The organism is Ruegeria sp. CH8, assembly GCF_056536985.1.
In genome coordinates this window covers 54,373-76,899 of sequence record NZ_JBQFQR010000004.1, presented here as the reverse complement: position 1 = coordinate 76,899, position 22,527 = coordinate 54,373, and the positions used below count along the sequence as shown (strand labels likewise).

The window sequence follows — 22,527 nt, the reverse complement described above, 5'->3', positions numbered from 1 at the left end:
GTCAGAGGGGCTGCAGGACGAAATGCGCGGCGAGCGTCTTGTCCTTCGAACTCGCCATGATCGGCCGCAGGAACACGGTCTCGAATTCACCGCTGTCATAGGCCAGATGGCCATGTGGCTGGCCGAACGCAGGCACGATCTGCGGCATCTCGAGCCGAAACGCTCCATTCGCATCGGTCAGTGTTGCCCCGTGGCTCTGCGGGTCGCGTTCGTGGCCTTCGGTCGTGTGCGCCCAGATCTGGATGCGCTGGTTGGGCAGGGGGGCTCCGTCACCCGCACGGCGCACCGTGCCGGTCATCCAGAAGCCGCCGCCACCGATTTGATTAACGATGGGCGCACCGGGGCGGTAGTTGTTGGACCCGCCGCGCATGGACGGTGTCGGGGCCAGCCCAGCCGCACGCGCAGGCAGTAGCAAGCCGGTTGTGCCGGTCGCTAGAACGGCACCGCCGAGGGCAATCAGGGAACGACGGGAAAAGCCTGTCTTTGTCATGTCGGGACCTCCTGCAAGGCGTCATCCAATTGGATCGCAACGCGCCACGGCGATAAGATAGCACGGTTCGCGCCTTTTCCGAGGCAGGTTTCACGGCCCTGTGAACATCCAACGCGAATTTCTTTGACCCCATGTGAACTGGGGTGCCATCCTCGCGATACCGATCCGAAAGGCCTCCCGATGGACAATATGCAAACAGTGTCACCCGACGAAATCGCCGCCTTCAAGCGCGACGGGGCCGTCGTCTTGCGCTCGAAATTCTCGGAGCATTGGCTATCGCTGCTGCGCGAGGGGATCGATGCGGACCTAGCCAACCCAACCGACAACTTCACCCGCCACACCAAAGACCCCAGCGCTCCGGCCTATTTCGAGGATTACTGGGCTTGGGGCAAAATACCTCAATTCACCGATTTTGTGCGCAAATCCCCTTGCGCCGCGCTGGCGGGGCAACTGTTAGGCGCACCGTCGATCAACCTTGTCATGGACAACTGGTTCCTGCGCGAAGCCGGGTCGACCTCGCGCCCGCCATTCCATCAGGACCTGTCCTATTTCGACTTCGAAGGCACGATGTGCGTCCTCTGGTTGCCTCTGGAGCCGGTGAGCAAGGAAAACGGGATTGCCTTCGTCAAGGGTTCGCACCTGTGGGACAAGCTGTTCATGCGGGTCCGGTTCGCGGACGGGCATCCCAGTTACGAACCGACCGAGGTTGCAGGCCTGACCTATCATCCGCCGCCCGATATCAACGCCAACCCGGATGCCTATGATCTGCTGCAATGGGACATGCAGTTGGGCGATTGCATCTTTTTCGACATGCGCACGCTGCACGGAGGGTTGTCTTCTGTCACGCCAACCGAAACGGTCCGGCGCTTTACCCTGCGGATGACAGCACCGGACGGGATCATACGGTATCGCGGCGATTGGGCAAAAGATGAACGCGCGCAGTTCGAGGCGGCAGGCTATCGTGAAGGCGACCGCATCGACGGGCCGTTCTTTCCCCGGCTGTGGCCCTAGACATCGGCAAATTTCCTGCACCCTGACTGTGCAAAATTGCAAGTTTTCCAGCGCAAATTCGCCCTATATCCTTCTTTTGTGAACCCAATACCTCTGATCACAGGAGAGCTGGAATGAGTTGGAACCCGACCCACACCCCCGAATGCCTGTCGGAAAATGCGGCACTTGAGACCTTGATCATCCCGCGCGCCCGCGATTTGGGCGGGTTCGAAGTGCGCCGCGCGCTGCCCTCCCTCAAACGCCAACTGGTGGGACCATTCATCTTCTTTGATCAGATGGGCCCTGCCGAGTTCATCACCGATGGCGGTATCGACGTGCGCCCGCATCCGCATATCGGTCTGGGTACCGTCACCTACTTGTATCAGGGCGAGTTCGAACATCGCGACAGTCTTGGCACGCATCAGATGATTTACCCGGGCGAAGTCAATTGGATGGTCGCCGGCCGCGGCGTTACTCATTCCGAGCGCACCAGCGCAGAAACGCGCGGCAAGAAACACAGCCTGTTCGGCATCCAGACCTGGATCGCTCTGCCCGAGGCTCATGAGGATTTGGCCCCAGATTTCGAGCACCACAAACAAGCGTCCTTGCCGCATATTGAGGATAGCGGGGTCAGCGCCCGCCTGATCCTCGGATCGGCCTATGGTGAAACTAGCCCGGTCACGATGCTGTCCGAGACCTTTTATCTGGACGTCCAGCTTGAACCGGGTGCTGCGTTTCCCCTGCCGGACGATCATGAGGATCGGGGCGTTTATGTCACTCAAGGCTCAGTCGAGATTGCCGGTGACAAGTTCGACGAGGGCCGCATGATGGTGTTCCGCCCGGGCGACCATCTGTCGATCAAGGCCGGGCCACTGGGCGCACGGTTGATGCTGCTGGGGGGCGCGACGCTGAACGAGGATCGCTATATCTGGTGGAATTTCGTTTCATCGTCGAAGGAAAAGATCGAGGCCGCCACCCGCGAATGGAAAACCGCCGACTGGGCGAATGGCGCGTTCCACCTGCCGCCGGGGGATGATCAGGAGTTCATTCCGATCTCGGAAGAGTTAGAGCGTACCCGCCCGCGGCTGGCGCGCTGACCAAACGTAAGGGGGCCTTGCCCGACGCTCTGATCCCGGCGATCCTTTGCCCCGAGGAGGCGCACCATGAAGATCGTGATCGCAGGGGCGGGCAGTATCGGCTGTTATTGCGGGGCCTTGCTGGCCCATTCAGGCCACGACGTAACCTTATTGGGCCGGTCGCGCATTCTGGACCCGATCCGCGATAGGGGGCTGACTGTCACTGATTTCTCGGGCCTGAATCGACACGTGGCTGCGCAGGATTTGACCCTGACCGAGAACGCAAGCTGTCTGACCACCGCAGAAGCCGTAATCGTGTCCGTCAAGACCGGCGCAACGGCTGAAATAGCCGCCCGGATCGCCCAGTATGAGCCGACATCAGCCCCGGTTCTGTCTTGGCAGAACGGGATGGATAACGCCCGTATTTTGCGAGCTGCTCTGCCGGACCACGATGTGCGTGCCGGGATGGTGCCATTCAACGTAGTGCCGACCGAACCTGCGTGTTTTCATCGAGCGACCTCGGGTGAGATTGTCATTCAAAGTGGTGCTGGCGCGCTGGGTGAAAAGCTCAGCAGCCTCGATCTGCCGGTGATCGAAAGTGATGACATCAATGCCGTGCAATGGGGCAAGCTGGTGATCAATCTCAACAACGCGCTGAATGCGTTGTCTGGTCTGACGCTGAAAGAGCAACTGTTGGACCGCAACTGGCGGAGGGTGATGGCGGACCAGATGGCTGAAGCTCTGGCGGTGCTCAAGGCGGCAGGTCACCCTGTGGCCTCGACCACTCCTCTGCCTGCGTGGATGACCCCGCATATCCTGCGCCTGCCGACGCCGGTGTTTACCCGGATCGCGGCGCGTATGTTGACCATCGACCCCAGCGCGCGGACCTCGATGGCTTACGATCTGATGGCGGGCCGCCCGACCGAGATTGACAGCCTGCAAGGCGAGATCATTCGTCTCGGCAAGCAGTTTGGGGCGCCGACCCCGATCTGCGCCAAAGTGCAGGCGCTCATCGAACAAGCGCCGAAAACCGCTCTGTCACCGGATCAGATAAAGCCTTAGGCAGGGTCAGATAAAGGCCGTCAGGAACACGAAAATTGCCGCTGACATGGCCGCGGCCGCAGGAACGGTAATGATCCAGGCCGCAACAATCGTCATGAAATGCGACCGACGCACCAGCTTGCGGCGTTGGTGCTCTTCGCGGGCCAGACGCTGTTCGGCGGGACGCTGGCGGTTCGATTGCTTCCAGCGGCGGTCCGAGTGCCATTCGCGATAGAACCCAACCCCGAACACGGCCCCCACGGCAATGTGGGTGGAGCTGACCGGCAGACCCAGCCAACTGGCCACAATGACGGTAATCGCCGCCGACAACGCGACACAGAAGGCGCGCATCGGGTTCAGCTTGGTAATCTGGCTGCCCACCATCCGGATCAGTTTGGGGCCGAACAGGAACAGACCAAAGGAAATCCCGAACGCACCAATCACCATCACCCAGGTTGGGATCGCCACTTTCGAAGCGAAATCGCCGAACTCTGCCGTATGCACGATCGCCGCAAGAGGGCCAACCGCATTAGCCACGTCATTGGCGCCGTGGGCGAAGCTGAGGAACGTGGCCGAGATGACCAGAGGCAGGCCAAACAGCGTTTTCAGCGATTTCGTACGGTTTTCCATCCCCTCGGATTTTCGTCGTACCCAAGGCACTGTCACCGACCAGACCAGCAAGCCCGAGGCGAGACCGATCAGAAGGGCCATCTCAAGCTCGATCTTAACGATCCGCTTCAGACCTTTGACGGCCAGATAGGTGGAAAACGCCGCTGCCATGACGGCCACAAGGATCGGAACCCAGCGCCGAGCGGCGGCAATCTTGTCGTCCTGATACTGGATCTTGGCCTTGATCAGCGCTAGAAACCCGGCCGCGATCACTCCGCCTAGAACCGGCGAGATCACCCAGCTTGCAGCGATGGCGCTCATTGTGCCCCAGCTCACGGCGCTCAGGCCTGCTGCGGCAATGCCTGCGCCCATTACACCACCAACGACCGAGTGTGTGGTCGAGACCGGTGCACCGACCCAGGTGGCGAGGTTGACCCACATCGCCGAGGAAATCAGTGCGGCCATCATCGCCCAGATAAACACATTGCTGTTCTGGACCGAGGCCGGATCAATGATCCCTTTTGAAATGGTCGAGACCACATCCCCACCCGCCAACAGCGCACCTGCGCTTTCGGCAATGGCCGCGATGACGATGGCGCCGCCCATGGTCAGAGCATTGGCCCCAACCGCCGGACCCATGTTATTGGCCACGTCGTTGGCGCCGATATTGACCGCCATATAGGCCCCGAAAACCGCTGCCGCGACAACAATCAGCCCGCCATCGGCCTGTCCGAAAAACACGGCTGCCGACAAACCGGCCAGCGCGATAAAGGCCAGCGCGATGCCGGGCGCCAGCATCGGGCGCGCCACATGGACATTCGCGGTTTCGACACGCGAGATGCGGTGCAGGTCGCTATCCAGCGCCTGCCAACGGGTTTTTGTGGTCATGTTCGACATGGGAATTTGCGGCTTATTTGAGTTGACACACGCGGCTAGACGGTTTCACCTGCGCGGGCAACCGCTTTGTCATCAAATTTTTGAGAAACTGTTACAATCGGAGCAGTATGTCGCGCAGTTCCGGTTCATTGACGCGTTCGGCTGCAATCGCAGGAGCCACCCAGACCCGCTTACGCTCGTCTGCTTCGGGAAAGCTATCCGCAAGATCCTGCACCTCGATCCGGTAGACACTGGTCAGAACGGGCAGGGCCGAGCCGTCTTTCAGGATTTTGTCGTAGGTAAAATAGCCTATCGGTTCTTTGGCGGGGCTGGGCGCACGTACGCCGGCCTCTTCCCAAGCCTCCTGCAGAGCGGTTTCAGCACCGTCCTTGCCATCCATCGGCCAGCCTTTGGGGATGATCCAGCGCCCGGTGTCGCGGCTGGTGATCAGCAGAACCTCTGGCCCGCTTTCGGTTTCACGTGTGCACAGTGCCGCGAACTGCACCCGCTTGGGGCGCAGGAAAATGGGTCGTGCGACCTCCTCCCAGATGTTTCGCAACCATTTGGTCATAAATTGATCTTTTGTGCGCGCGTTAACGTCAAGCTGAAGAGATATAGCAACAACGGGCCAAGTCTTCAATGAGCGCCCTCTGAGTTCCCTGCGCTTTCATCGGCTTGGGCTCTTGGTCGAAAACCCTGAACAAATGGTCAATCGCGGTTTTGTCCCCGCCGTTTGGCGCGCAGGGTGGGATCGGCCTGGGTCGGGTCCTCAGGCCAGGGATGTTTAGGGTATTGCGCGCGCATATCCTTGCGGACGTCAGCATAGGACCCGGCCCAGAAACCGGGCAGGTCGCGGGTGATCTGAATTGGGCGCTGCGCCGGGGACAGCAGGGTGATCTTCAGAGCCTCACCCCCTACGACAGGGTGCCTTGTGACACCGAAAAGCTCTTGCAGGCGCACCGATATTTCGGGCACTGCGCCGCCGTAATCAATCGGTACCTTGCGCCCCAGCGGTGTCTCAAATGATCCCGGCGCGCGGCGGTCCAGCACTTGTGTCTGGTTCCAGTCCAGCCGGGCACGGAGGGCGGGCAGCAGATCGAACCGCTTCCACTCCTCGGCATTGCGCACGTTTGAGAGCATCGGCAGCAACCAGTCTTCCAGGGTTTCTGTCAGTCCCTCGATGGTGAAATCGGGCAGGTCCGCTCCCTCGGCCCGTACCAGTTCAACCCGGGCGGCAAGGCGTGCCGCAGCGCCGCCCAGCCGCAGACCAAGATCGCGCGCACCGTCCAGCATGGCTTGCGCTACCGCATCGTCAGGGACGTCTTTCCAGATGCGGTCGCTCAGAGTGATTGCGCCGAGCCGCTCTTGTTGGCGCGCCACCACCCTCCGGTCACGTTTTGACCACTCACAACTGTCGACCCAATCGATCTGATCCGCAAACAGGTCACGAATTTCGCGTTCCGAGATCTGGGCCGCCATTCGCACGCGCGCCTCACGCGGGTTGCCGTCGGTATCCGTGACCACCAGATAGGGCGCGGCGGCCAGTGTGTCGCCAGCATCCAGCACGACCCCTTTGCCGCCCGACAGGACATAGCGTGGCACGTCACCCTTGCGGCGTTGCCCGATCCGGTCTGGATAGGCGAGCGCGGCCATCGAGGCAGGGCTCAGATCGGTGGCGTTGCCTTTGGTACGCAACTGTTTGGCCTCGGCCTTGATCCGATCTAAGGCACCCGCGTTTACCTGCCAGACTCGATTACGCTGAAACGCGCGTACGTCGCGCAGCGCTTCCAGCCGTAGCAGCATATCCGACGGGGCACCTTTAAGCGGATCGCGTTCGGCCATCAGCGCGGCTAATGGCGCAGCGTCCCGCCCGACGCGTTCCAGCATATGCCCCAGTCGCGGGTGCAGAGGCAGCGCGGCCAGCGCGCGCCCGTGTTCGGTGATCCGCCCTTTGGTATCCAGCGCGCCGAGCATGTTCAGCAGGGCTTTAGCCTCGGCCATGGTGCCTTCAGGGGGCGGTGTCAGGAAGGCCAGATCGCTCGGTTCTGCGCCCCACAGCGCCAGTTCCAGCGCCAGCCCGGTCAGGTCGGCGGCTTCGATCTCGGCTGGGGGATAGGCGGCCAAAGCACCTTCTTCGCCCTTGGACCACAGCCGATAGCAGACGCCTTCGGCGACACGCCCGGCGCGGCCCGCGCGCTGGGTGGCCTCGGCCCGTGTTACGCGCTCGGTCACCAACCGCGACATGCCCGAGCCCGGATCGAACCGCGCCCGCCGTGCTTGGCCCAGGTCGACCACTACGCGGATGTCGGGAATGGTCAGCGAGGTCTCGGCGATCGACGTAGCGAGCACCACTTTGCGGCCTGATTCAACAGGCGCAATTGCGGCGCGCTGGGCGGCGAAGGGCATCGCGCCGAACAGGGGCCTTACTACGCAATCGCCGGATAAACGCCCGGACAAGGCGGCCTCGGCCCGCCGGATTTCGCCTTCACCGGGCAGGAACACCAGTATCCCTCCGCAGGTTTTGCGCGTATCCCGCTCGGCCTGAATCACCAGATCAACCAGAGCGTCCAGCCGCCTTGCCTTCGCCCCCAAAGGACGGTTCAGCCAACGCGTTTCAACCGGATAACTGCGCCCTTCGGAGGTCACCAGAGGCGCCTCCATCAGCCGACCCACGGGTTCAGCGTCCAACGTCGCGGACATCGCCAGAAGGATCAGATCGTCCCGAAGCGCGCCGGTGACCTCTAGGCACAACGCCAGTCCCAGATCGGCGTTCAAGGACCGTTCGTGGAATTCGTCAAAGATCACCGCACCAACGCCCGGCAGGTCGGGCTCGGATTGCAGCATCCGGGTCAGAATGCCCTCGGTGACAACTTCGATCCGCGTGGATTTTGAAACCTTGGCGTCGCCGCGTACGCGGTAACCGACGGTCTCGCCTGCGCGTTGGCCCAGTGTTTCCGCCATCCGTTCTGCGGCGGCGCGCGCGGCCAACCGGCGCGGTTCCAGCATCACGATCTTGCCGTCACACACGCCCGCTTCAAGCATTGCCAGCGGCACTCTTGTTGTCTTGCCCGCACCAGGAGGTGCCTGTAGCACGGCACGGCCCGAGGCCTTTAGGGCCGCGAGCAGGTCGGGGATGGCGTCATCGATGGGCAAGCGTGTCATGCGGGCTTTATCCGCCAACCGCCCGGCAAGGTCCAGTTCCGACAGGCTGCGGCAATTGTCATGGCGCTTGGCACTGGACAAACCCCGTTCCGCTACGCCATCAAGGCGAAAATCGGGTAAGGAACGCGCATGAATACCGCTGAGCTGGGCGACAGGATTCTGAATGGCGAGCGCCGTGCGCTTGCACGGGCGATCACTCTGGTTGAAAGCGGCCGCGATGATCACCGGGCGCAGGCAACCGAACTGTTGACTCATGTGGCCAAGTCCCAACGACAATCCTTGCGCATTGGTCTGTCGGGGACGCCGGGGGTGGGCAAATCCACCTTTATCGAAAGCTTCGGCATGATGTTGATCGGGGAAGGGCTGCGCGTTGCGGTTCTGGCGGTCGATCCCAGCTCGGCCCGATCGGGTGGTTCGATTCTGGGTGACAAGACCCGGATGGAGCGTCTGAGCCGCGAGAGAAACGCCTTTATCCGCCCGTCGCCCAGCCAATCGCATCTGGGTGGTGTCGCACGCCGCACGCGCGAGGCGATTGCCCTGTGCGAGGCTGCGGCCTTTGACGTGGTTCTGATCGAAACCGTGGGCGTGGGTCAGTCGGAGACCGTGGTGTCCGAAATGTCGGACCTGTTCCTGCTGCTGCTTGCCCCGGCGGGTGGCGATGAGTTGCAGGGCGTCAAACGCGGCATCATGGAGATGGCCGACATGATTCTGGTCAACAAGGCGGACGGAGACCTGAAGGCCACCGCCACGCGCACCTGCGCCGACTACGCGGGTGCTCTGCGCCTGCTGCGCAAACGCCCGCAAGACCCAGAGGGGTTCCCCAAGGCGATGACAGTCTCAGCGGTCGAGGAACACGGGTTGGAGGGCGCGTGGACCGAGATGCAGTCTCTCACCCAATCGCGCCGGGATCTGGGTCACTGGGAAACGAACCGAGCGGCCCAGGCGCAGTACTGGTTTGAGCAGGAGGTGCGAGCCGCCCTGCTGGCGCAATTGTCCACCGCTCAGGCGCGGGCTGATATGGAGCAATTGGGCGCCCGAGTGAGAGCAGGCGGGCTGAGCCCCTCTGCGGCAGCGGAAACCATGCTGTCCTCACTCATTCCTCGTTGAGCGCGCTGACTGGCCAAGGCTTGACAGGGTCTCTGCCTAAAGTTGTGTTGTGGACTGACGGTGGCGTGGAAACATGATATTCTGGTGCCCCTGATGTACAGAACCGGTCCAAATGCCCAGAATAACTGGAACAAATAGCGACGACGATATCGACGTCACAGGCAATAGCGGGTCTCTGAATGGAAGCCCGCAAGGATCTCCGATTGACAATATTCGGGGGCGGGGCGGTGACGACGACATAAACGTCACCAATAGCGTTATCGCCGAAAACGTGATCGGCAACGCCGGAAGTGACACCATAACTGTCACCAATAGCACTATCGACGGTCGCGTTGCGTCGGGTTCGGATGCAGACACCGTTGACATAAGCGGTTCGACCGTCGGCTCTATTCGGCTGGGCGGCGGCAATGACACCCTGAATTTCAGAAGTACGTCCGTTGGCGGCGATATTCGTGGTGGCAGCGGAACGGATACACTGAACCTGCCGGTGGGGACAGTCATCAACGACAGCACTTTCGGCACCATTACTGTCGAGGATGGTGTCGGCTATTCGGTGTCCAGTGGAACGTTTACCCTGCCATCCGGCATTGTGGTGACCTATTCGGCGTTTGAGAACGGCTCGGGAGTTCCGTGTTTCACCCGCGATACTTTGATCCTGACACAGGAAGGAGAGCGTTCGGTTCAGGCACTGCGGATAGGGGAAATGATCCCCACGATAGAGCACGGATCACAACGTATTCGATGGATCGGCCGCCGCAGATTTGACCGGTCTGAATTGCTGAAGAATCCGCGCCTTTGGCCGGTGCGCATTCTAGCCGGTGCGCTGGGCAACGGGTTACCCAGTCGGGACTTGTTGGTTTCGCGTCAACACCGGATGCTGGTCCAGTCAAAGATTGCAGAACGTATGTTCGGTACGCCCGAAGTGCTGGTCCCGGCGATCAAACTGGTCGTTTTGCCTGGAATTTTTGTTGATGAGACTGTGGCAGAGGTCGAGTATTTTCACCTGTTGTTTGATTGTCATCAGGTGATCTTCGCCGAAAATGCCCCGACCGAAAGCCTGTTCACTGGGATTGAGGCCTTAAAATCTCTTGGCGCGGACGCAAGGCGCGAGATTTTTGAGATTTTTCCTGAACTGATCGAAATGAGACTAATAACGAGGCCTGCGCGTCTTATTCCACGCGGACGGCAGCAGGCGCACCTGTTGGAACGGCACAGAAAGAACAACAAACCGCTGTTGCGGACGAAGATTCACCCTGTCAGTGACGTCGGTTTAAAGAATTCGCGCGATCCGTCTTGACCCTTCCGGCGATTCCCACTACACGCATCCAACCAGTTTTCGGGCGCGACTTCGGGTTGCGCCCCTTGTGATTTGGCCGCGGGTATCACACCGGGCCTCCAGAAACAAAGGAAGAAACCATGTCGCGCCGTTGCGAACTGACCGGAAAAGGCCCGATGACTGGCAACAATGTCAGCCACGCCAAAAACAGAACTCGTCGTCGTTTTCTGCCCAACCTGAACGACGTTACCCTGCAGTCCGAAGCTCTGGGCCGTGGCGTCAAGCTGCGCATCTCGGCGGCTGCTCTGCGTTCGGTTGATCACCGCGGTGGTCTGGACGCGTTCCTGGCAAAAGCCAAGGACGAAGAACTGTCCGCGAACGCGCTGAAAGTGAAAAAGGAAATTGCCAAGGCACAAGCCTCGGCCTAAGCCCTTTTTACTTGCAAAGAATTCGACCCTGTACCGCAAGGTGCAGGGTTTTTTCTTGCGTAAGCTGTTCGTGAAATGGCACTAAAATTCCTCTTTTGGTGACATTGTTCACATACTATTTGCTTCGGCTGTTTTATGTTTATTCATATTCATCTGACGGAGTTCTATTTCATGTCTTTCAAACTATCTGAATACCTCTCCCCGTTGGCTGCCTTTGTTGGCAAATCGTTTGGGACATGCTTTCGGATGCAACGACAGGTGAACAGGTTGCATACGAGCCTGACCAAAGGGTCTGTCAAACGTCCCGGCGTGGACAGCTGAAACTAAACTCTTCATTGCGGGCTTCAGGCGTTTTCGAATGCGCTTGAAGCCCGCTTTGCGTCCGGCCTATATCTGTCGCAGCATGAAAACCGCTCTGAACAGATTTCTGCCTATAGCACTGTCGCTGCTCGTTTTTCTGACGGGGCAGGGGGTGGCCGCATCGCGCGGGATGGACAGTGCGGTGGGGCAGATGGTGCTGTGCACCGGTTCCGGTCCGGTGGTGGTCTATATGGACGCCGAGGGCCAACCGACGCATCCCCCGCATTTCTGCCCCGATTATGCGCTGACACTGCTGGGCGCGATTGCAGTCGCATCACCCGGTTTGCCCGAGGCACCGGAGACAGGACGGCCCGCCCCCCTGCGTAAGGTCGAGAACTTAATCGCTCTTCCGGTTCCTAACAGGCCAGCGCGTGCGCCTCCCGTTCATTTCTAAGAACTTTCCTATTCCAATCAGATATCTAAACAAGGAGTGGCGCGATGTCCCTCAAATCCAAACTGATGACCACTTTGGCTGCCGTAACCTTGGCCACAACTGCCTATGCGCAGGATGCAATTTCCGTTGATGACGCATATGCCCGATCGTCGGGTAAATCTGCCAAGGCAGGCGCGGCATTCATGATGATCCAGAACACCGGGGAAGCCGACGACCGGTTGATCGGTGCGGAATCGGATGCGGCTGCTCGGGTCGAACTGCATACTCACCAGGTCGACGATAACGGCGTGGCCAAGATGGTGCATGTTGAGGAAGGCTTTGTTATTCCGGCCGGCGAAACCCACATGCTAAAACGAGGTGGCGACCATGTGATGTTCATGGGTCTAACCGCTCCGTTCGAGCAGGGTGCGTCGGTTCCCGTGACCCTGATCTTTGAAAAGGCAGGCGAGGTCGAGATCGAGGTTCCTGTTGATCTGGAGCGTCAGGACAAAGGCGGCCATGGATCGCATTCGAAATCGAACTGAGGCTAGGCCTGTCTTCGGGCCGCGTTGCGGCTGTTATCCATGCGTCAGGTCGGGCTTTGCCCGGCCTGTTTGCGTTCGGGTGGATGGATCAGCGATTGACCACCCGCATCGCCACGCGGTCATGGGCGCGCTTGAACCGAGCGGTCAGCCAGAACATCACGGTTGAGACGGCCAGTGCGCCGAAGGCGATCGCCCAGCCAAGCGCCACCATGCCGCCACCGGGCCAGAAGATCAGCACCAGCCCGATTATCAGCGCTACAACCCCTGAATTGCGGACCGAAGCGGCATCGGGGTGTTGATCCGACATCTGCCGCCAGGCCATCAGAGAGCCGATCCCCATGATCAGTGCCCACGCACCCAGAAGGAAAAAGGCCAGCCGGGCCACGCCCTCGGGCCAGATCAACAGCACCAGTCCGATTAGCAGGGCGCCGATACCCACACCGCCGATCAATCCGCGTCGGCCGAAGCCCAGCAGGGTCAGGCCACCGTCGAAAACCAGTAACAGGCCGACAAGCCGCAGCAAGAGTGAGATGCTGCCCGTTGGCCAAAACAGCGCTGCAATGCCCAACGCCCCGGCCAGAATGCCGCGCAGAAGAAACGTCCACCACAGCCCTGCCAATTGGTCTCCCAACGCGCCGCGGCCATCCAGGCTGCTGTCATCCAGGATTTCTTCGCGTGGAAACTGGGGGTCTGTCATGATGCTCTCCCGGCGTGTTTGGCCTTCATTATAAACAGTAAAATCCGCGGCTGTCTGCGGAGATTGCGATCTGGGCTACCCCAGTAATCCTGCGACCCAGTGTGGGACGGTTTCTGACGCGGGGCCGAGGATGACTTGATCAAAACTGGACGCCCCATCCGACGGGGCGAGGTTCAGTTCGACAGTTAGCGCGCCGGTCATGCGGGCCTCGTGCACAAAAGCGGCAGCGGGGTAGACCTGACCCGAGGTGCCGATCGCCGTGAACAGAGTCGCGCTAGCCAAATGGTCGTAAATTGCGTCCATGTGATACGGCATCTCGCCAAACCAAACCACATCCGGTCGCGCCGAAGGCATGTTGCACGCCGGACAACGCTCACCCACTATCATTTCGGGGGGCGAGGTCCAACGATGCCCACATGCCGCACAGAGCGCCCCGGCCAGCGTGCCATGCATGTGGATCACATTTTGAGCGCCGCCGGCCTCGTGCAGGCTGTCAACATTTTGGGTGACGATCGCCACTTCTCCACGAAAATCTCGTTGCAGACGGGCTAGCGCCTTGTGCGCCTCGTTCGGTGGGGCCTCGGCAGCCTGAACCCGGCGGGCATTGTAAAACCCGTGAACCAATGCCGGGTCGCGGGCAAAGCCCTCGGGCGTGGCGACATCTTCGATCCGGTGTTTGGCCCAAAGACCGTCTTCGTCGCGGAATGTACCCAGCCCGCTTTCGGCGGAGATTCCGGCCCCTGTCAGAATGACGATCTTTTCCATCTTGGCCTCACGCGTTACACCTTTGCCCATGACCCACCGTATCCTCTTTGTCTGTCTGGGCAATATCTGCCGTTCTCCCGCCGCCGAGGGCGTGTTTCGCGCCCGGGTGCCTGATTGTCAGACCGACAGTGCCGGGACCTCGGGCTGGCATATCGGCGAGCCGCCTTATGGGCCGATGCAGGCGGCGGCGCGAGCGCGGGGTATCGACCTGAGCGATCTGCGGGCGCGGCAATTCGTGGCCGAGGATTTTAACCGGTTCGACTTGATCATCGGTATGGACGCCGAGAACATCAAAAACATCGAAGCCTTGCGACCCGCAGGAAACGATACTCCGGTGCGCATTCTGACCGATTTCGCGCCTCAGACAGGGGCTGATCATGTGCCCGACCCCTACTATACGCGGGATTTTGACGGAGCGCTGGACCTGATTGAGGCCGCCGTCGCAGGGCTCGGCGCGTACTTGCGGGCTTAACCCATCACCTTCAGGCGGTCGGTGAGCCATGGCAACTGCGCCAGTGCCGGATCGACGATCTGGTTGCGCATCAGGCGACGCATCATGCCCGCGACTTCTTGAGGAACCTGATCGGACCAGTCGGTGCGGGTGAACAGGGAAATCGTGCGCGCAAAGTCTCCGAAAGGGGCGGGGTGGGCTTCGAGCGCGTCATGGAAACGCGTGGCTCGCATATAACCCAACGGAGTTGTGATGGCCCAGCCAAGGCCGCGCGCGACCATCGCCATCAGGGCCAGATGCGAGCCGATTTCGAACCGCTCTTCGTATTCCAGGCGCTGCCGGGCCAGATGAGCCTCGATCTGGCGGCTGATCAGTTGTTCGCGGGCATAGCGTAGAAAGGGCAGGTACTGAACGGCGTTCTCAACGCCCTTGGGGGTCACCAGAATGAACGGATCCTGCACCAAGGGGTATTCGACCACGCCCTCCAGCACCTCACCGGAATGAGCCGACACCATCAGATGCAGGCGCTGGGCCTCGAGCTCTTCGAATAAATCCAGGCTGGGCAGGGTGAGTAGTTTGAAGTTCGAACGGGTCAAACTGTCGGCCAGAAGAGTTGCCAGCCGTGGGGTCAGGTCATTGTCGAAATCGTCGATCAGCCCAATCGACAGGGTGGTCAGGTGCCCCAAATCCATCACGGTCAATTCGCTTTGGGCCATCTGCAACTCGGCCAGCACCGCTTCGGTCCGGGCCAGAAAGCTGCGCCCAGCCTGCGTCAGCCGCATCGGGCGGCGTCCGTGATCGACCAATTCGGTCCCCAGAGCGTTTTCCAGATTGCGCAATTGCTGAGACACCGAAGGCTGGCTGAGCCCCGTTATCTCGGCGGCTTGCGCCACCGATCCCGTCCGCGCCAAGGCCTCGAACACTTCGAGCCCGCGCAGGGTCAGCCCTTTCATAACCATCAGATATCCTTTTCGCTGCGCCTTTTCTGAGGCCCAGTGCGGATCAGGTCAAGGATTGAGATTGGCTTAGCTGCAGATCGCCTGCGCCATCTGGCCGAAGTTCCGGTACCGATCCCACAGCGCATCATCGCGCGCGGTTTGTGACATCTTCAATTCTTGCGCCTGATGGGGGTCGGTAAACCACTTGGCGACCGTTTTCTGATCGCTGCGGGTAAGCGCCTGATTGGCGACACGCTGGATACAACTGCACCGGTCCCGCGTTGCGGCCGTGCGGTCGGATGCCAGACATGCGCGTTTGATTTGTGCCGCCTCGACAGCCTGCGGTGCCATCGCCGAGATCGACGCGGCACAGAGTGCGATTAGGAGGAACTGTTTCATGCTCGAGCCTCGTTTTTGCCTGCCCGGAGAAATCTATCGTCTCTCTCGGTCTGGGCGGGAGTATGAATCAAACGGCCCTTTGGATCAATGGACAAGATTTTCTGCAGTAAAAAAGTGGCATCACGACGTCTCAGGGCCAGCCTTGCAGTCTGCGTCGCGTGTGAGTTTTGCACGGCGAGATTCGGGAAGAAAAAGGCATCAGGGTCATCACTCGCGCCCGAGGACGTCGCAAGAAGGCTTTCAGAAGCCGCGCCATTGGCTTTGATCACCGAATGCTGATCCAACAGAAGGTGATGATAGCAGGCCGTTTTTTCGTCCGACAGCCCGGCGAGACCGACGTCCACGAAACTGATGGCCGGAACAAAAACCTCGGACATGCCAAAATGCAGTTCGGCAAGGGAATGGGTGAGTAGAAGCCTGTGCTGTTGCGACACGAAAAGCGGTGCAAAGTTCGAAAGCACACCGCCGGGGATTTCAACCATTCTGAAGCGCCCCGTCGCGATTACGCTCTGCGATCCGATCCACCCTACAGGGGCATACCCATCGTCCTGTGTCCAAACCCTATCGCCAGGGTTTATCTTTTCAATCGGAATGTCCCCTTGATCAGTGCGTATCAGCGTCCCGCGGCTGTAACAGATGGGTGTGACATAATCGGCGGCCTCAAAACTAGGTCCTTCTTGCGTGCCAACAACTGTCAGCTCCACATCGGCAGGAGGGAACGCACCCGGGCCACCGATGAAGGCCAGGCCCTCCACCGTTCCAAAGGCCGGGGATGAGTTGTTCACATTGAACGCAACGGCCTGATAAGTATTTACCCCGTCCGTCAGTGTAATGCCGTATTCGGCCTCAACCCGAGTGCCATCGGTGAACAGTACCCCGTCAATCGTCTGATCCCCATCCAATCTCTGATTGCCGTCATTATCGGAAAAACTGGCATCGTTTCCTGCATCGGTGATGAACACTTCGGTGGCCGAGCGCGAGTCGATCGTGATGGTTTGACCAATAAGGTGCGAGCCATCACCCTGGGTAATGCCGTCAAGCCCCTGCGCCAACGAGATCGACAGCTGGCTTTCACCAAGAACAAAGATGGAATAGTCTGCCATGTTCTATACTGCTCTTTCATTGGTGTTTGGATCTGTTGGTAGCAAAATTGCCTTCAGACCTCAATTTACTGTAAATACGGTTGGCCAATAACGCGCTCTGTGTGTGTTTTCAGCGCGCTTCCCGGCTTGACGAGGGGCCAATCTACGGACATATCCCGATCCATGACAGACCTCGCTCATATCCGCAATTTCTCCATCGTCGCGCATATCGACCATGGCAAATCCACCCTTGCTGACCGGCTCATCCAAGAGACCGGAACGGTCAAGGATCGCGACATGAAGGAACAGCTGCTCGACAGCATGGATATCGAGCGTGAGCGTGGCATCACCATCAAGGCCAACACGGTTCGCATCGACTATACCGCCGACAATGGCGAGCAATATGTGCTGAACCTGATCGACACCCCCGGCCACGTGGACTTTGCCTATGAGGTCAGCCGCTCCATGCGTGCGGTTGAGGGCTCTCTGTTGGTCGTGGATTCGACCCAAGGGGTCGAGGCGCAGACGCTGGCGAACGTGTATCAAGCCATCGACGCCGACCATGAAATCGTGCCGGTGCTGAACAAGATCGACTTGCCCGCGTCCGATTGTGACCGCGTGGCCGAACAGATTGAGGATGTGATCGGCATCGACGCGACCGACGCCATTCAGGTCAGCGCCAAGACGGGGCAGGGCATCCACGAGACGCTTGAGGCCATCGTCACCCATCTGCCCGCTCCGCAGGGTACTCTGGACGCGCCGCTCAAGGCCATGCTGGTGGATTCGTGGTACGACGCCTATCTCGGCGTTATCGTTCTGGTCCGAATCATGGATGGCACGCTGAAAAAGGGCATGCGGGTCAAGTTCATGTCGAACGGCACCCTGCACCATGTCGACCGCGTCGGCGTCTTCCGGCCCGAGATGGAGATGGTCGACAGCCTCGGCCCCGGTGAGATCGGCTTCCTGACAGCCTCGATCAAACAGGTTCGCGACACCCGCGTCGGTGACACCATCACCAATGACCGTAACGGGACCGAGGTCGCCCTGCCGGGCTTCAAACCCGCGCAACCGGTCGTGTTCTGTGGCCTCTTCCCCGTGGACAGCGCCGAGTTCGAAGACCTGCGCGACGCGATCGAAAAACTGGCCCTGAACGACGCCTCATTCTCGTACGAAATGGAAACCTCGGCCGCGCTGGGCTTTGGCTTCCGCTGCGGCTTCCTCGGCCTGCTGCACCTTGAGGTCATCCGCGACCGGATCGAACGCGAATATGATATCGAGCTCATCACCACCGCGCCGTCGGTGATCTACCACGTCTTCATGAAAGACGGCGAGATGATCGAGCTGCACAACCCCGCCGACATGCCGGACCTGTCCAAGGTCGACCACCTTGAGGAACCGCGCATCAAGGCAACCATTCTGGTGCCGGATGAATACCTGGGCGACGTGCTGAAACTGTGTCAGGACCGCCGTGGCATCCAGATGGACCTGACCTATGCGGGCAGCCGCGCCATGGTCGTCTATGACCTGCCGCTGAACGAGGTCGTCTTCGACTTCTACGACCGCCTGAAATCGGTGACCAAGGGCTATGCCTCGTTCGACTATCAGATGACCGGATACCGCGAGGACGCGCTGGTCAAGATGTCGATCCTTGTGAATGACGAACCGGTGGATGCGCTGTCGACTATGGTTCACCGCGACCGGGCCGAGATGCGCGGCCGGGCGATGTGCGAAAAGCTCAAGGACCTGATCCCGCGCCACATGTTCAAAATCCCGATCCAGGCCGCTATCGGAGGCAAGGTCATCGCCCGCGAGACCCTCTCGGCCCTGCGTAAGGACGTGACCGCGAAATGTTATGGCGGCGACGCTACGCGGAAACGCAAGCTGCTGGATAAGCAGAAGGCGGGTAAGAAAAAGATGCGCCAGTTCGGGAAGGTCGATATCCCGCAGGAGGCGTTTATTTCAGCGTTGAAGATGGACAGCTAAGGCTGTCCTTCCTCTCCGTTGATCGGTTCTATACGGCCTCAGGATCAGCGTCACTCTGACCAAGTTCCGCGAGTTCACTCCAAACCGCTCTTGGGATATCCCAATCCGCCCATTCGAGTGTTTGTCTCACATGCTGTGGCCAAGTCACTCCACACACCGTTGACGCTATTTTTGCGTCCCGCATCGAGAATTGCAGCGCTAAGGCGCCTAGGGGCACGTCATACCGGGCACAGATTTCCTCAACCGCGCGCACAGGGGCGAGCGTTTCTTCTGTTGCTGGCCGATAGACGTAGAAATGATGGATTGCGCTGCCTCTGGCCAAGATTCCGCCGGCGTAAGGCGCTGCGTTCAATACCGTAACGTCCTTCGAGTTGGCCAGTTCGATCAGCGGCGCCGCATTCATGTTTACAAGCGTGTGCCGGTTGTGAGTCATCACCACGTCGAAATCCCGTTCGCGCAGCATTGGCATCAACACATCCAACTGCCCGCCCGCCAGACCAACTGCAGTTGCCAATCCTTCCTCTTTAATTTTGAATAATTCGTCCAGCGCACCTCCGCTGCGGGTAATCTCAGTTACGTCACCAGCGTATTCCGGGTCGTGCAGATGAAGGATGTCCACGCGATCTACCTCAAGAGCCTTGAGGCTTTGTTCAAAGGACCGCCGCGCTTGGGCGGCGTCGAAAACACTCGTTTCCATGTCACGGTCTACTTTTGTGGACAGAACGCGGCCTTTCGGCCAGCCACCGAGTTCACGGATGACACTCCCGATGCGCTCCTCGCTACGCCCCAACGCATAGCCTCGGGCGGTGTCGATAAACCCGTCGGGCCGGGCAAGTATGGCACGTATGGTCTCGCGCGCCCGATTCTCATCAACTTCGTAACCGTAAATCTGTGGAATGTTGCCTATACCGGTTGATCCAAAGCCAATTCGTGGGATTCGCACTCCGGTTTGACCTATTTCGCAAAGTGTTGTCATTGCACCCCTCCCAAGTCGCATATGAATAATTGAATTTTGAACAGGTCGACCCATCACTGCAAGTTCGGGGGCAAATAAACATAAGAAGAAAAGCGAGAATGGAACCTGAAACTGTGACCCACCTCACAGCCCCAAATCCGCCCATCTGCTACAGTTGACCTGACGGCAACCTTTGCAGGAGGCCCTTATGTCTACATCGCTCGTTCCCCTTATCGCTTTTGGATCAGCAGGCCTTTATTCCGTTGCCATGATCGCGATGAAGTTCTGGTGGAAAATCCCCGGTGTTGGCCTCAGCCTGCTGATCGTTGCGACCCTGCTGGCCGCCGCAACGCTGGAACTCGCCGCCCTGCGCGAGGAGCGGTTGGGCATCATCTATACCGGCATTTTGGGGGCCGAAGTTATCCTGATCGCCATCGCCTCGTACTTTCTGTTTGGCGAAAACTTCTCTTATCGCGAGGCCGTAGGGATTGCCCTTGTCCTAGTTGGCACGGCGCTGGCATGGGCCTGATCGCGCCGCGCTATTTTGCCTGAATTCAACCGGCAGTCTGACCCAGATCAAGGACCGCTTTCGACCTCGGTACTAGCGTCCCCGGAAACACACTGGAAAACACGAGGCCCCCATGTCGCCCCTGACGCTGATCCTTCACATCTTCCTTGGTTCCACCCTTGCGGGGTGCGCGGTTATTGCGGTGCTGGTCATGGGGCACGCCGCGTGGACAACTCTGCTGATCGCGGCGGTTGTTGGCTTTGTGGCGGCGTTCCCTGTCTCGTTTCTGGTGGCTCGCAAGCTCGAAGGCTGAGGCCCGGTTTAGACGCAAAGATCGGAATGTGTTATCCTCCGCGCGGGGGACCGCGTTCAGGCGGTTTTTTCTTTATATGCTTGCAACGCCTGCCCCTCAGAAATGAGAGGTTATTATGCACAAGTTCTTAATTGCGACCGCAACCGCAACCCTGACGCTCGGCTTGTCCGGAGGTCTGGCAGTAGCCGAGACCCATGACGCCGCAGGCAAAGGCATGGGGATGAATGCGAATGAGGTCTACGGTATCGCGGACGGGCATGCGGTGGTGAAAACGCAGACCAATTATGACAGCTTCGAGGTCGCAGCCGGGCACCCTCTGGAGGGGGCGTCAGGTGCGTGTTTCGGCGCGCTGCTGGTCAATGGGGCCGGGGTCTCGGGCACCGGGAATTGTGTGTTCGACACTGCCGCAGGGGAAAAGGCGGTGATGACATGGGTTGCCTCGGGGTTCGGCGCGGATGGCGCTTTGACCGGGGACTGGACCGTCTCGGGCGGCTCGGGCAATTGGGCGAGCGCAACGGGCGGAGGGACATTCTCATCCCTGACCGACCCGGACACCAAGAAATTTGTGAACACAATCACTGGCAGTATAACGGTGGAATAGGCTAAATCTCACAATGGGTTAAGGAGGGGTTTTTGGCCCCGCCTGTTGTAGCCGTCTTAGGGTTCTGTGAACCAATCATGAAGTTTCCCTTAGGTAAGTTGCAACCGGCTCTCTCGCTCCCAATCTGATCAGCAGGCCAAGGACGGCCACAGCTTTGGGGGAGAGAGCCAATGACCAGATACATGACTGCCGGAGCAGCCGCTCTGGCCGCAACCCTCACCCTAGGAACAGCCGCTTTGGCCGACGCGCCGGACCTGCGCGGCACATGGCTGGGGTCGTACACGACCGTCTCGCCAACCCATGCCCATCGTGGTGAAGAGCCGCGTTTCAACCAAGCTGAGTGGATGCTGGATATCCAAATTCAGGAGGAAAACGTTTTTTGGGGCCCCAGCAAGTGGCGGCGTGACGGCGATACTGAATGGAACGTGAATGAGGCCACCGGGACCATCAGCCTCGATGGGTCGGGTAGCATCGGGATCGTCGAAACCTCACCGCTGGTCATTGGCGCGAATGCGTTGATCGATGCCCGGTACGAAGAGGGTAAAATCTATGCGGATTTCCGTAGCCTGCGTAACGGAACGACCTACAGCACCGTTCTGGAACGTCAGGTGAACTGAAGCGTATCTGGCCTGGTCGGTCTGTAGGGGGTGCTGGCGGCAGTCTGCCGCAGCGTGTAAACGGTAATCCCGGCCGGGCCAGAACGTTTCTCAGGAAGTGGAACAAAGGTCTCCAACGGGAGGGAGACGGGTTGGACGCGCTTCGTCCTACCTGCGACAAGGTTTGGATCGGCCTGTGCCGGATTACGGCGTAAACTGGCGTTGGCCACCCGAACCTCGCGAGCCTTCAGCGCGACGTCTCAGATGAGGAGGAGGCGCGTCCGACCCGGGTTCCGTTTCTAAATTTCTCAATGGCAAAATGCGCGGTGTGATACGAATCGCGAAGTGGGGATATAAGAACCGGGATCCTCAGATATTGTGGTCAGCAACCAGATTGGGCCTAATGCAGTTGCAGAAACGTAATGTCGTTGGGTGTTTTGCGCCAATTCAGAGTTTTCCTGCCTCAAGCTGACGCTGCAGCTAGAATTCCTGAGTTATCCCCAAAACCCTCCCAAAGGATATCAACATGTTATCCCCGCCTTTTTTTATGCTGCAGTGCTATTTTCTTGTCGGATCACAGGCGCCAATGCGACAGTCTCTGTACCACAACAGTTCTCAGGAACGGGGTGGGGCGCAAAGGCTAGGGGGTCTGCGCGGTGAGGGCAGGTTTTAGGATCTGACTTGTTGCGCCGAGACTTACCGGTGGATGTTTGGTGATCGGGGTGCCGTATCCGGATCAGTGGTCATCCTCTCAGAAGGCCGTCGCAAACTGTGTGGTGTCTTCGGGTGCTGTACAGCGGCCGTGGCTCTTTCAGGGGCTTCGGAAACTGGCTCGGGACGTCTGCGGACGTGTCGACCCGGCAAGGCGTCAGGAGTATCCGCAAGGGTACATGTATAGACCGTGTC

At 59.5% G+C, this 22,527-nt stretch carries 24 protein-coding genes; 14 read left to right on the top strand and 10 right to left on the bottom strand.

The genetic code is table 11. From position 1 onward, the window contains the following. Nucleotide 1: 1 nt before the first annotated feature. The gene (locus ACR0ER_RS05725; RefSeq protein ID WP_480768086.1) at nt 2–490 is read right to left on the bottom strand and encodes a twin-arginine translocation pathway signal; all 489 of its coding nucleotides are present in this window, start codon (nt 488–490) and stop codon (nt 2–4) included. Nucleotides 491–670: 180 nt separating this feature from the next. Here ACR0ER_RS05725 and ACR0ER_RS05720 point away from each other — a divergent pair, with 180 nt between their 5' ends. From ACR0ER_RS05720 to ACR0ER_RS05710, 3 genes are all read left to right on the top strand, one after another. After that, the gene (locus ACR0ER_RS05720) at nt 671–1,501 is read left to right on the top strand and encodes a phytanoyl-CoA dioxygenase family protein (RefSeq protein ID WP_480768085.1); all 831 of its coding nucleotides are present in this window, start codon (nt 671–673) and stop codon (nt 1,499–1,501) included. A gap of 113 nt (nt 1,502–1,614) precedes the next feature. Then, the gene (locus tag ACR0ER_RS05715; RefSeq protein ID WP_480768084.1) at nt 1,615–2,577 is read left to right on the top strand and encodes a pirin family protein; all 963 of its coding nucleotides are present in this window, start codon (nt 1,615–1,617) and stop codon (nt 2,575–2,577) included. Between the two features lie 66 nt (nt 2,578–2,643). Continuing rightward, complete coding sequence (locus tag ACR0ER_RS05710) at nt 2,644–3,618, top strand: 2-dehydropantoate 2-reductase (protein WP_480768083.1); 975 nt, start codon at nt 2,644–2,646, stop codon at nt 3,616–3,618. Nucleotides 3,619–3,624: 6 nt separating this feature from the next. Here the strand turns inward: ACR0ER_RS05710 and ACR0ER_RS05705 are convergent, their stop codons facing one another. From ACR0ER_RS05705 to hrpB, 3 genes are all read right to left on the bottom strand, one after another. After that, on the bottom strand, nt 3,625–5,103 hold the full coding sequence (locus ACR0ER_RS05705; protein WP_480768082.1) for an inorganic phosphate transporter: 1,479 nt from the start codon (nt 5,101–5,103) through the stop codon (nt 3,625–3,627). A gap of 91 nt (nt 5,104–5,194) precedes the next feature. Further along, complete coding sequence (locus tag ACR0ER_RS05700) at nt 5,195–5,653, bottom strand: NUDIX hydrolase (RefSeq protein ID WP_480768081.1); 459 nt, start codon at nt 5,651–5,653, stop codon at nt 5,195–5,197. 137 nt (nt 5,654–5,790) lie between these two features. Beyond that, on the bottom strand, nt 5,791–8,244 hold the full coding sequence (hrpB, locus tag ACR0ER_RS05695; protein WP_480768261.1) for an ATP-dependent helicase HrpB: 2,454 nt from the start codon (nt 8,242–8,244) through the stop codon (nt 5,791–5,793). Nucleotides 8,245–8,373: 129 nt separating this feature from the next. Here hrpB and meaB point away from each other — a divergent pair, with 129 nt between their 5' ends. The 5 genes from meaB (at nt 8,374) to ACR0ER_RS05670 (ending at nt 12,333) form a co-directional block, all read left to right on the top strand. Then, nucleotides 8,374–9,351 carry a methylmalonyl Co-A mutase-associated GTPase MeaB gene (meaB, locus tag ACR0ER_RS05690; protein ID WP_480768080.1) on the top strand — a complete coding sequence of 326 codons (978 nt, stop codon included), beginning with the start codon at nt 8,374–8,376 and terminating at the stop codon, nt 9,349–9,351. A gap of 112 nt (nt 9,352–9,463) precedes the next feature. Continuing rightward, on the top strand, nt 9,464–10,648 hold the full coding sequence (locus ACR0ER_RS05685; RefSeq protein ID WP_480768079.1) for a Hint domain-containing protein: 1,185 nt from the start codon (nt 9,464–9,466) through the stop codon (nt 10,646–10,648). A gap of 119 nt (nt 10,649–10,767) precedes the next feature. Further along, entirely contained in the window at nt 10,768–11,055 is a 288-nt protein-coding gene (gene rpmB / locus ACR0ER_RS05680) for a 50S ribosomal protein L28 (protein WP_170326827.1), read from the top strand. Between the two features lie 358 nt (nt 11,056–11,413). After that, entirely contained in the window at nt 11,414–11,809 is a 396-nt protein-coding gene (locus tag ACR0ER_RS05675) for a hypothetical protein (RefSeq protein WP_480768078.1), read from the top strand. A 44-nt stretch (nt 11,810–11,853) separates the two neighbouring features. Next, on the top strand, nt 11,854–12,333 hold the full coding sequence (locus tag ACR0ER_RS05670) for a copper chaperone PCu(A)C (RefSeq protein ID WP_480768077.1): 480 nt from the start codon (nt 11,854–11,856) through the stop codon (nt 12,331–12,333). An 88-nt stretch (nt 12,334–12,421) separates the two neighbouring features. On the opposite strand, the gene ACR0ER_RS05665 is transcribed toward ACR0ER_RS05670, so the two are convergent. Then, nucleotides 12,422–13,030, bottom strand: a complete 609-nt coding sequence (locus ACR0ER_RS05665) for an HdeD family acid-resistance protein (protein ID WP_480768076.1) — start codon at nt 13,028–13,030, stop codon at nt 12,422–12,424. A gap of 75 nt (nt 13,031–13,105) precedes the next feature. After that, nucleotides 13,106–13,795 (bottom strand): NAD-dependent deacylase, encoded by a 690-nt coding sequence (locus ACR0ER_RS05660; protein WP_480768260.1) that lies wholly within the window; start codon nt 13,793–13,795, stop codon nt 13,106–13,108. A 28-nt stretch (nt 13,796–13,823) separates the two neighbouring features. Between ACR0ER_RS05660 and ACR0ER_RS05655 the strand changes: the two genes are divergently transcribed. After that, a complete protein-coding gene (locus tag ACR0ER_RS05655) occupies nt 13,824–14,267 on the top strand; it encodes a low molecular weight protein-tyrosine-phosphatase (RefSeq protein WP_480768075.1) in 444 nt (147 codons plus the stop codon). On the opposite strand, the gene ACR0ER_RS05650 is transcribed toward ACR0ER_RS05655, so the two are convergent. The 3 genes from ACR0ER_RS05650 to ACR0ER_RS05640 form a co-directional block, all read right to left on the bottom strand. Next, on the bottom strand, nt 14,264–15,205 hold the full coding sequence (locus ACR0ER_RS05650) for a LysR family transcriptional regulator (protein WP_480768074.1): 942 nt from the start codon (nt 15,203–15,205) through the stop codon (nt 14,264–14,266). The two genes, ACR0ER_RS05655 and ACR0ER_RS05650, sit on opposite strands and share 4 nt — an antisense overlap. Nucleotides 15,206–15,271: 66 nt before the next feature. After that, nucleotides 15,272–15,583: a hypothetical protein gene (locus ACR0ER_RS05645; protein ID WP_480768073.1), complete on the bottom strand. Its 312-nt coding sequence runs from the start codon at nt 15,581–15,583 to the stop codon at nt 15,272–15,274. Further along, nucleotides 15,580–16,686 carry a Hint domain-containing protein gene (locus ACR0ER_RS05640; RefSeq protein WP_480768072.1) on the bottom strand — a complete coding sequence of 369 codons (1,107 nt, stop codon included), beginning with the start codon at nt 16,684–16,686 and terminating at the stop codon, nt 15,580–15,582. Before ACR0ER_RS05640 ends, ACR0ER_RS05645 begins: the two co-directional genes overlap by 4 nt. A 162-nt stretch (nt 16,687–16,848) precedes the next feature. Between ACR0ER_RS05640 and lepA the strand changes: the two genes are divergently transcribed. Beyond that, the gene (lepA, locus tag ACR0ER_RS05635) at nt 16,849–18,648 is read left to right on the top strand and encodes a translation elongation factor 4 (protein ID WP_480768071.1); all 1,800 of its coding nucleotides are present in this window, start codon (nt 16,849–16,851) and stop codon (nt 18,646–18,648) included. A 28-nt stretch (nt 18,649–18,676) separates the two neighbouring features. Here lepA and ACR0ER_RS05630 read toward each other — a convergent pair whose 3' ends face one another. Further along, nucleotides 18,677–19,624, bottom strand: coding sequence for an aldo/keto reductase (locus tag ACR0ER_RS05630; RefSeq protein WP_480768070.1), 948 nt, complete (start codon nt 19,622–19,624; stop codon nt 18,677–18,679). A gap of 187 nt (nt 19,625–19,811) precedes the next feature. Here ACR0ER_RS05630 and ACR0ER_RS05625 point away from each other — a divergent pair, with 187 nt between their 5' ends. The 4 genes from ACR0ER_RS05625 (at nt 19,812) to ACR0ER_RS05610 (ending at nt 21,642) form a co-directional block, all read left to right on the top strand. After that, entirely contained in the window at nt 19,812–20,132 is a 321-nt protein-coding gene (locus tag ACR0ER_RS05625) for a hypothetical protein (RefSeq protein WP_170332616.1), read from the top strand. A gap of 112 nt (nt 20,133–20,244) precedes the next feature. Further along, nucleotides 20,245–20,424 carry a CTP synthetase gene (locus ACR0ER_RS05620; RefSeq protein WP_170332614.1) on the top strand — a complete coding sequence of 60 codons (180 nt, stop codon included), beginning with the start codon at nt 20,245–20,247 and terminating at the stop codon, nt 20,422–20,424. A gap of 115 nt (nt 20,425–20,539) precedes the next feature. After that, on the top strand, nt 20,540–21,025 hold the full coding sequence (locus ACR0ER_RS05615; protein ID WP_480768069.1) for a hypothetical protein: 486 nt from the start codon (nt 20,540–20,542) through the stop codon (nt 21,023–21,025). A gap of 170 nt (nt 21,026–21,195) precedes the next feature. Then, on the top strand, nt 21,196–21,642 hold the full coding sequence (locus ACR0ER_RS05610; RefSeq protein ID WP_170332610.1) for a hypothetical protein: 447 nt from the start codon (nt 21,196–21,198) through the stop codon (nt 21,640–21,642). Nucleotides 21,643–22,527: the final 885 nt, after the last annotated feature.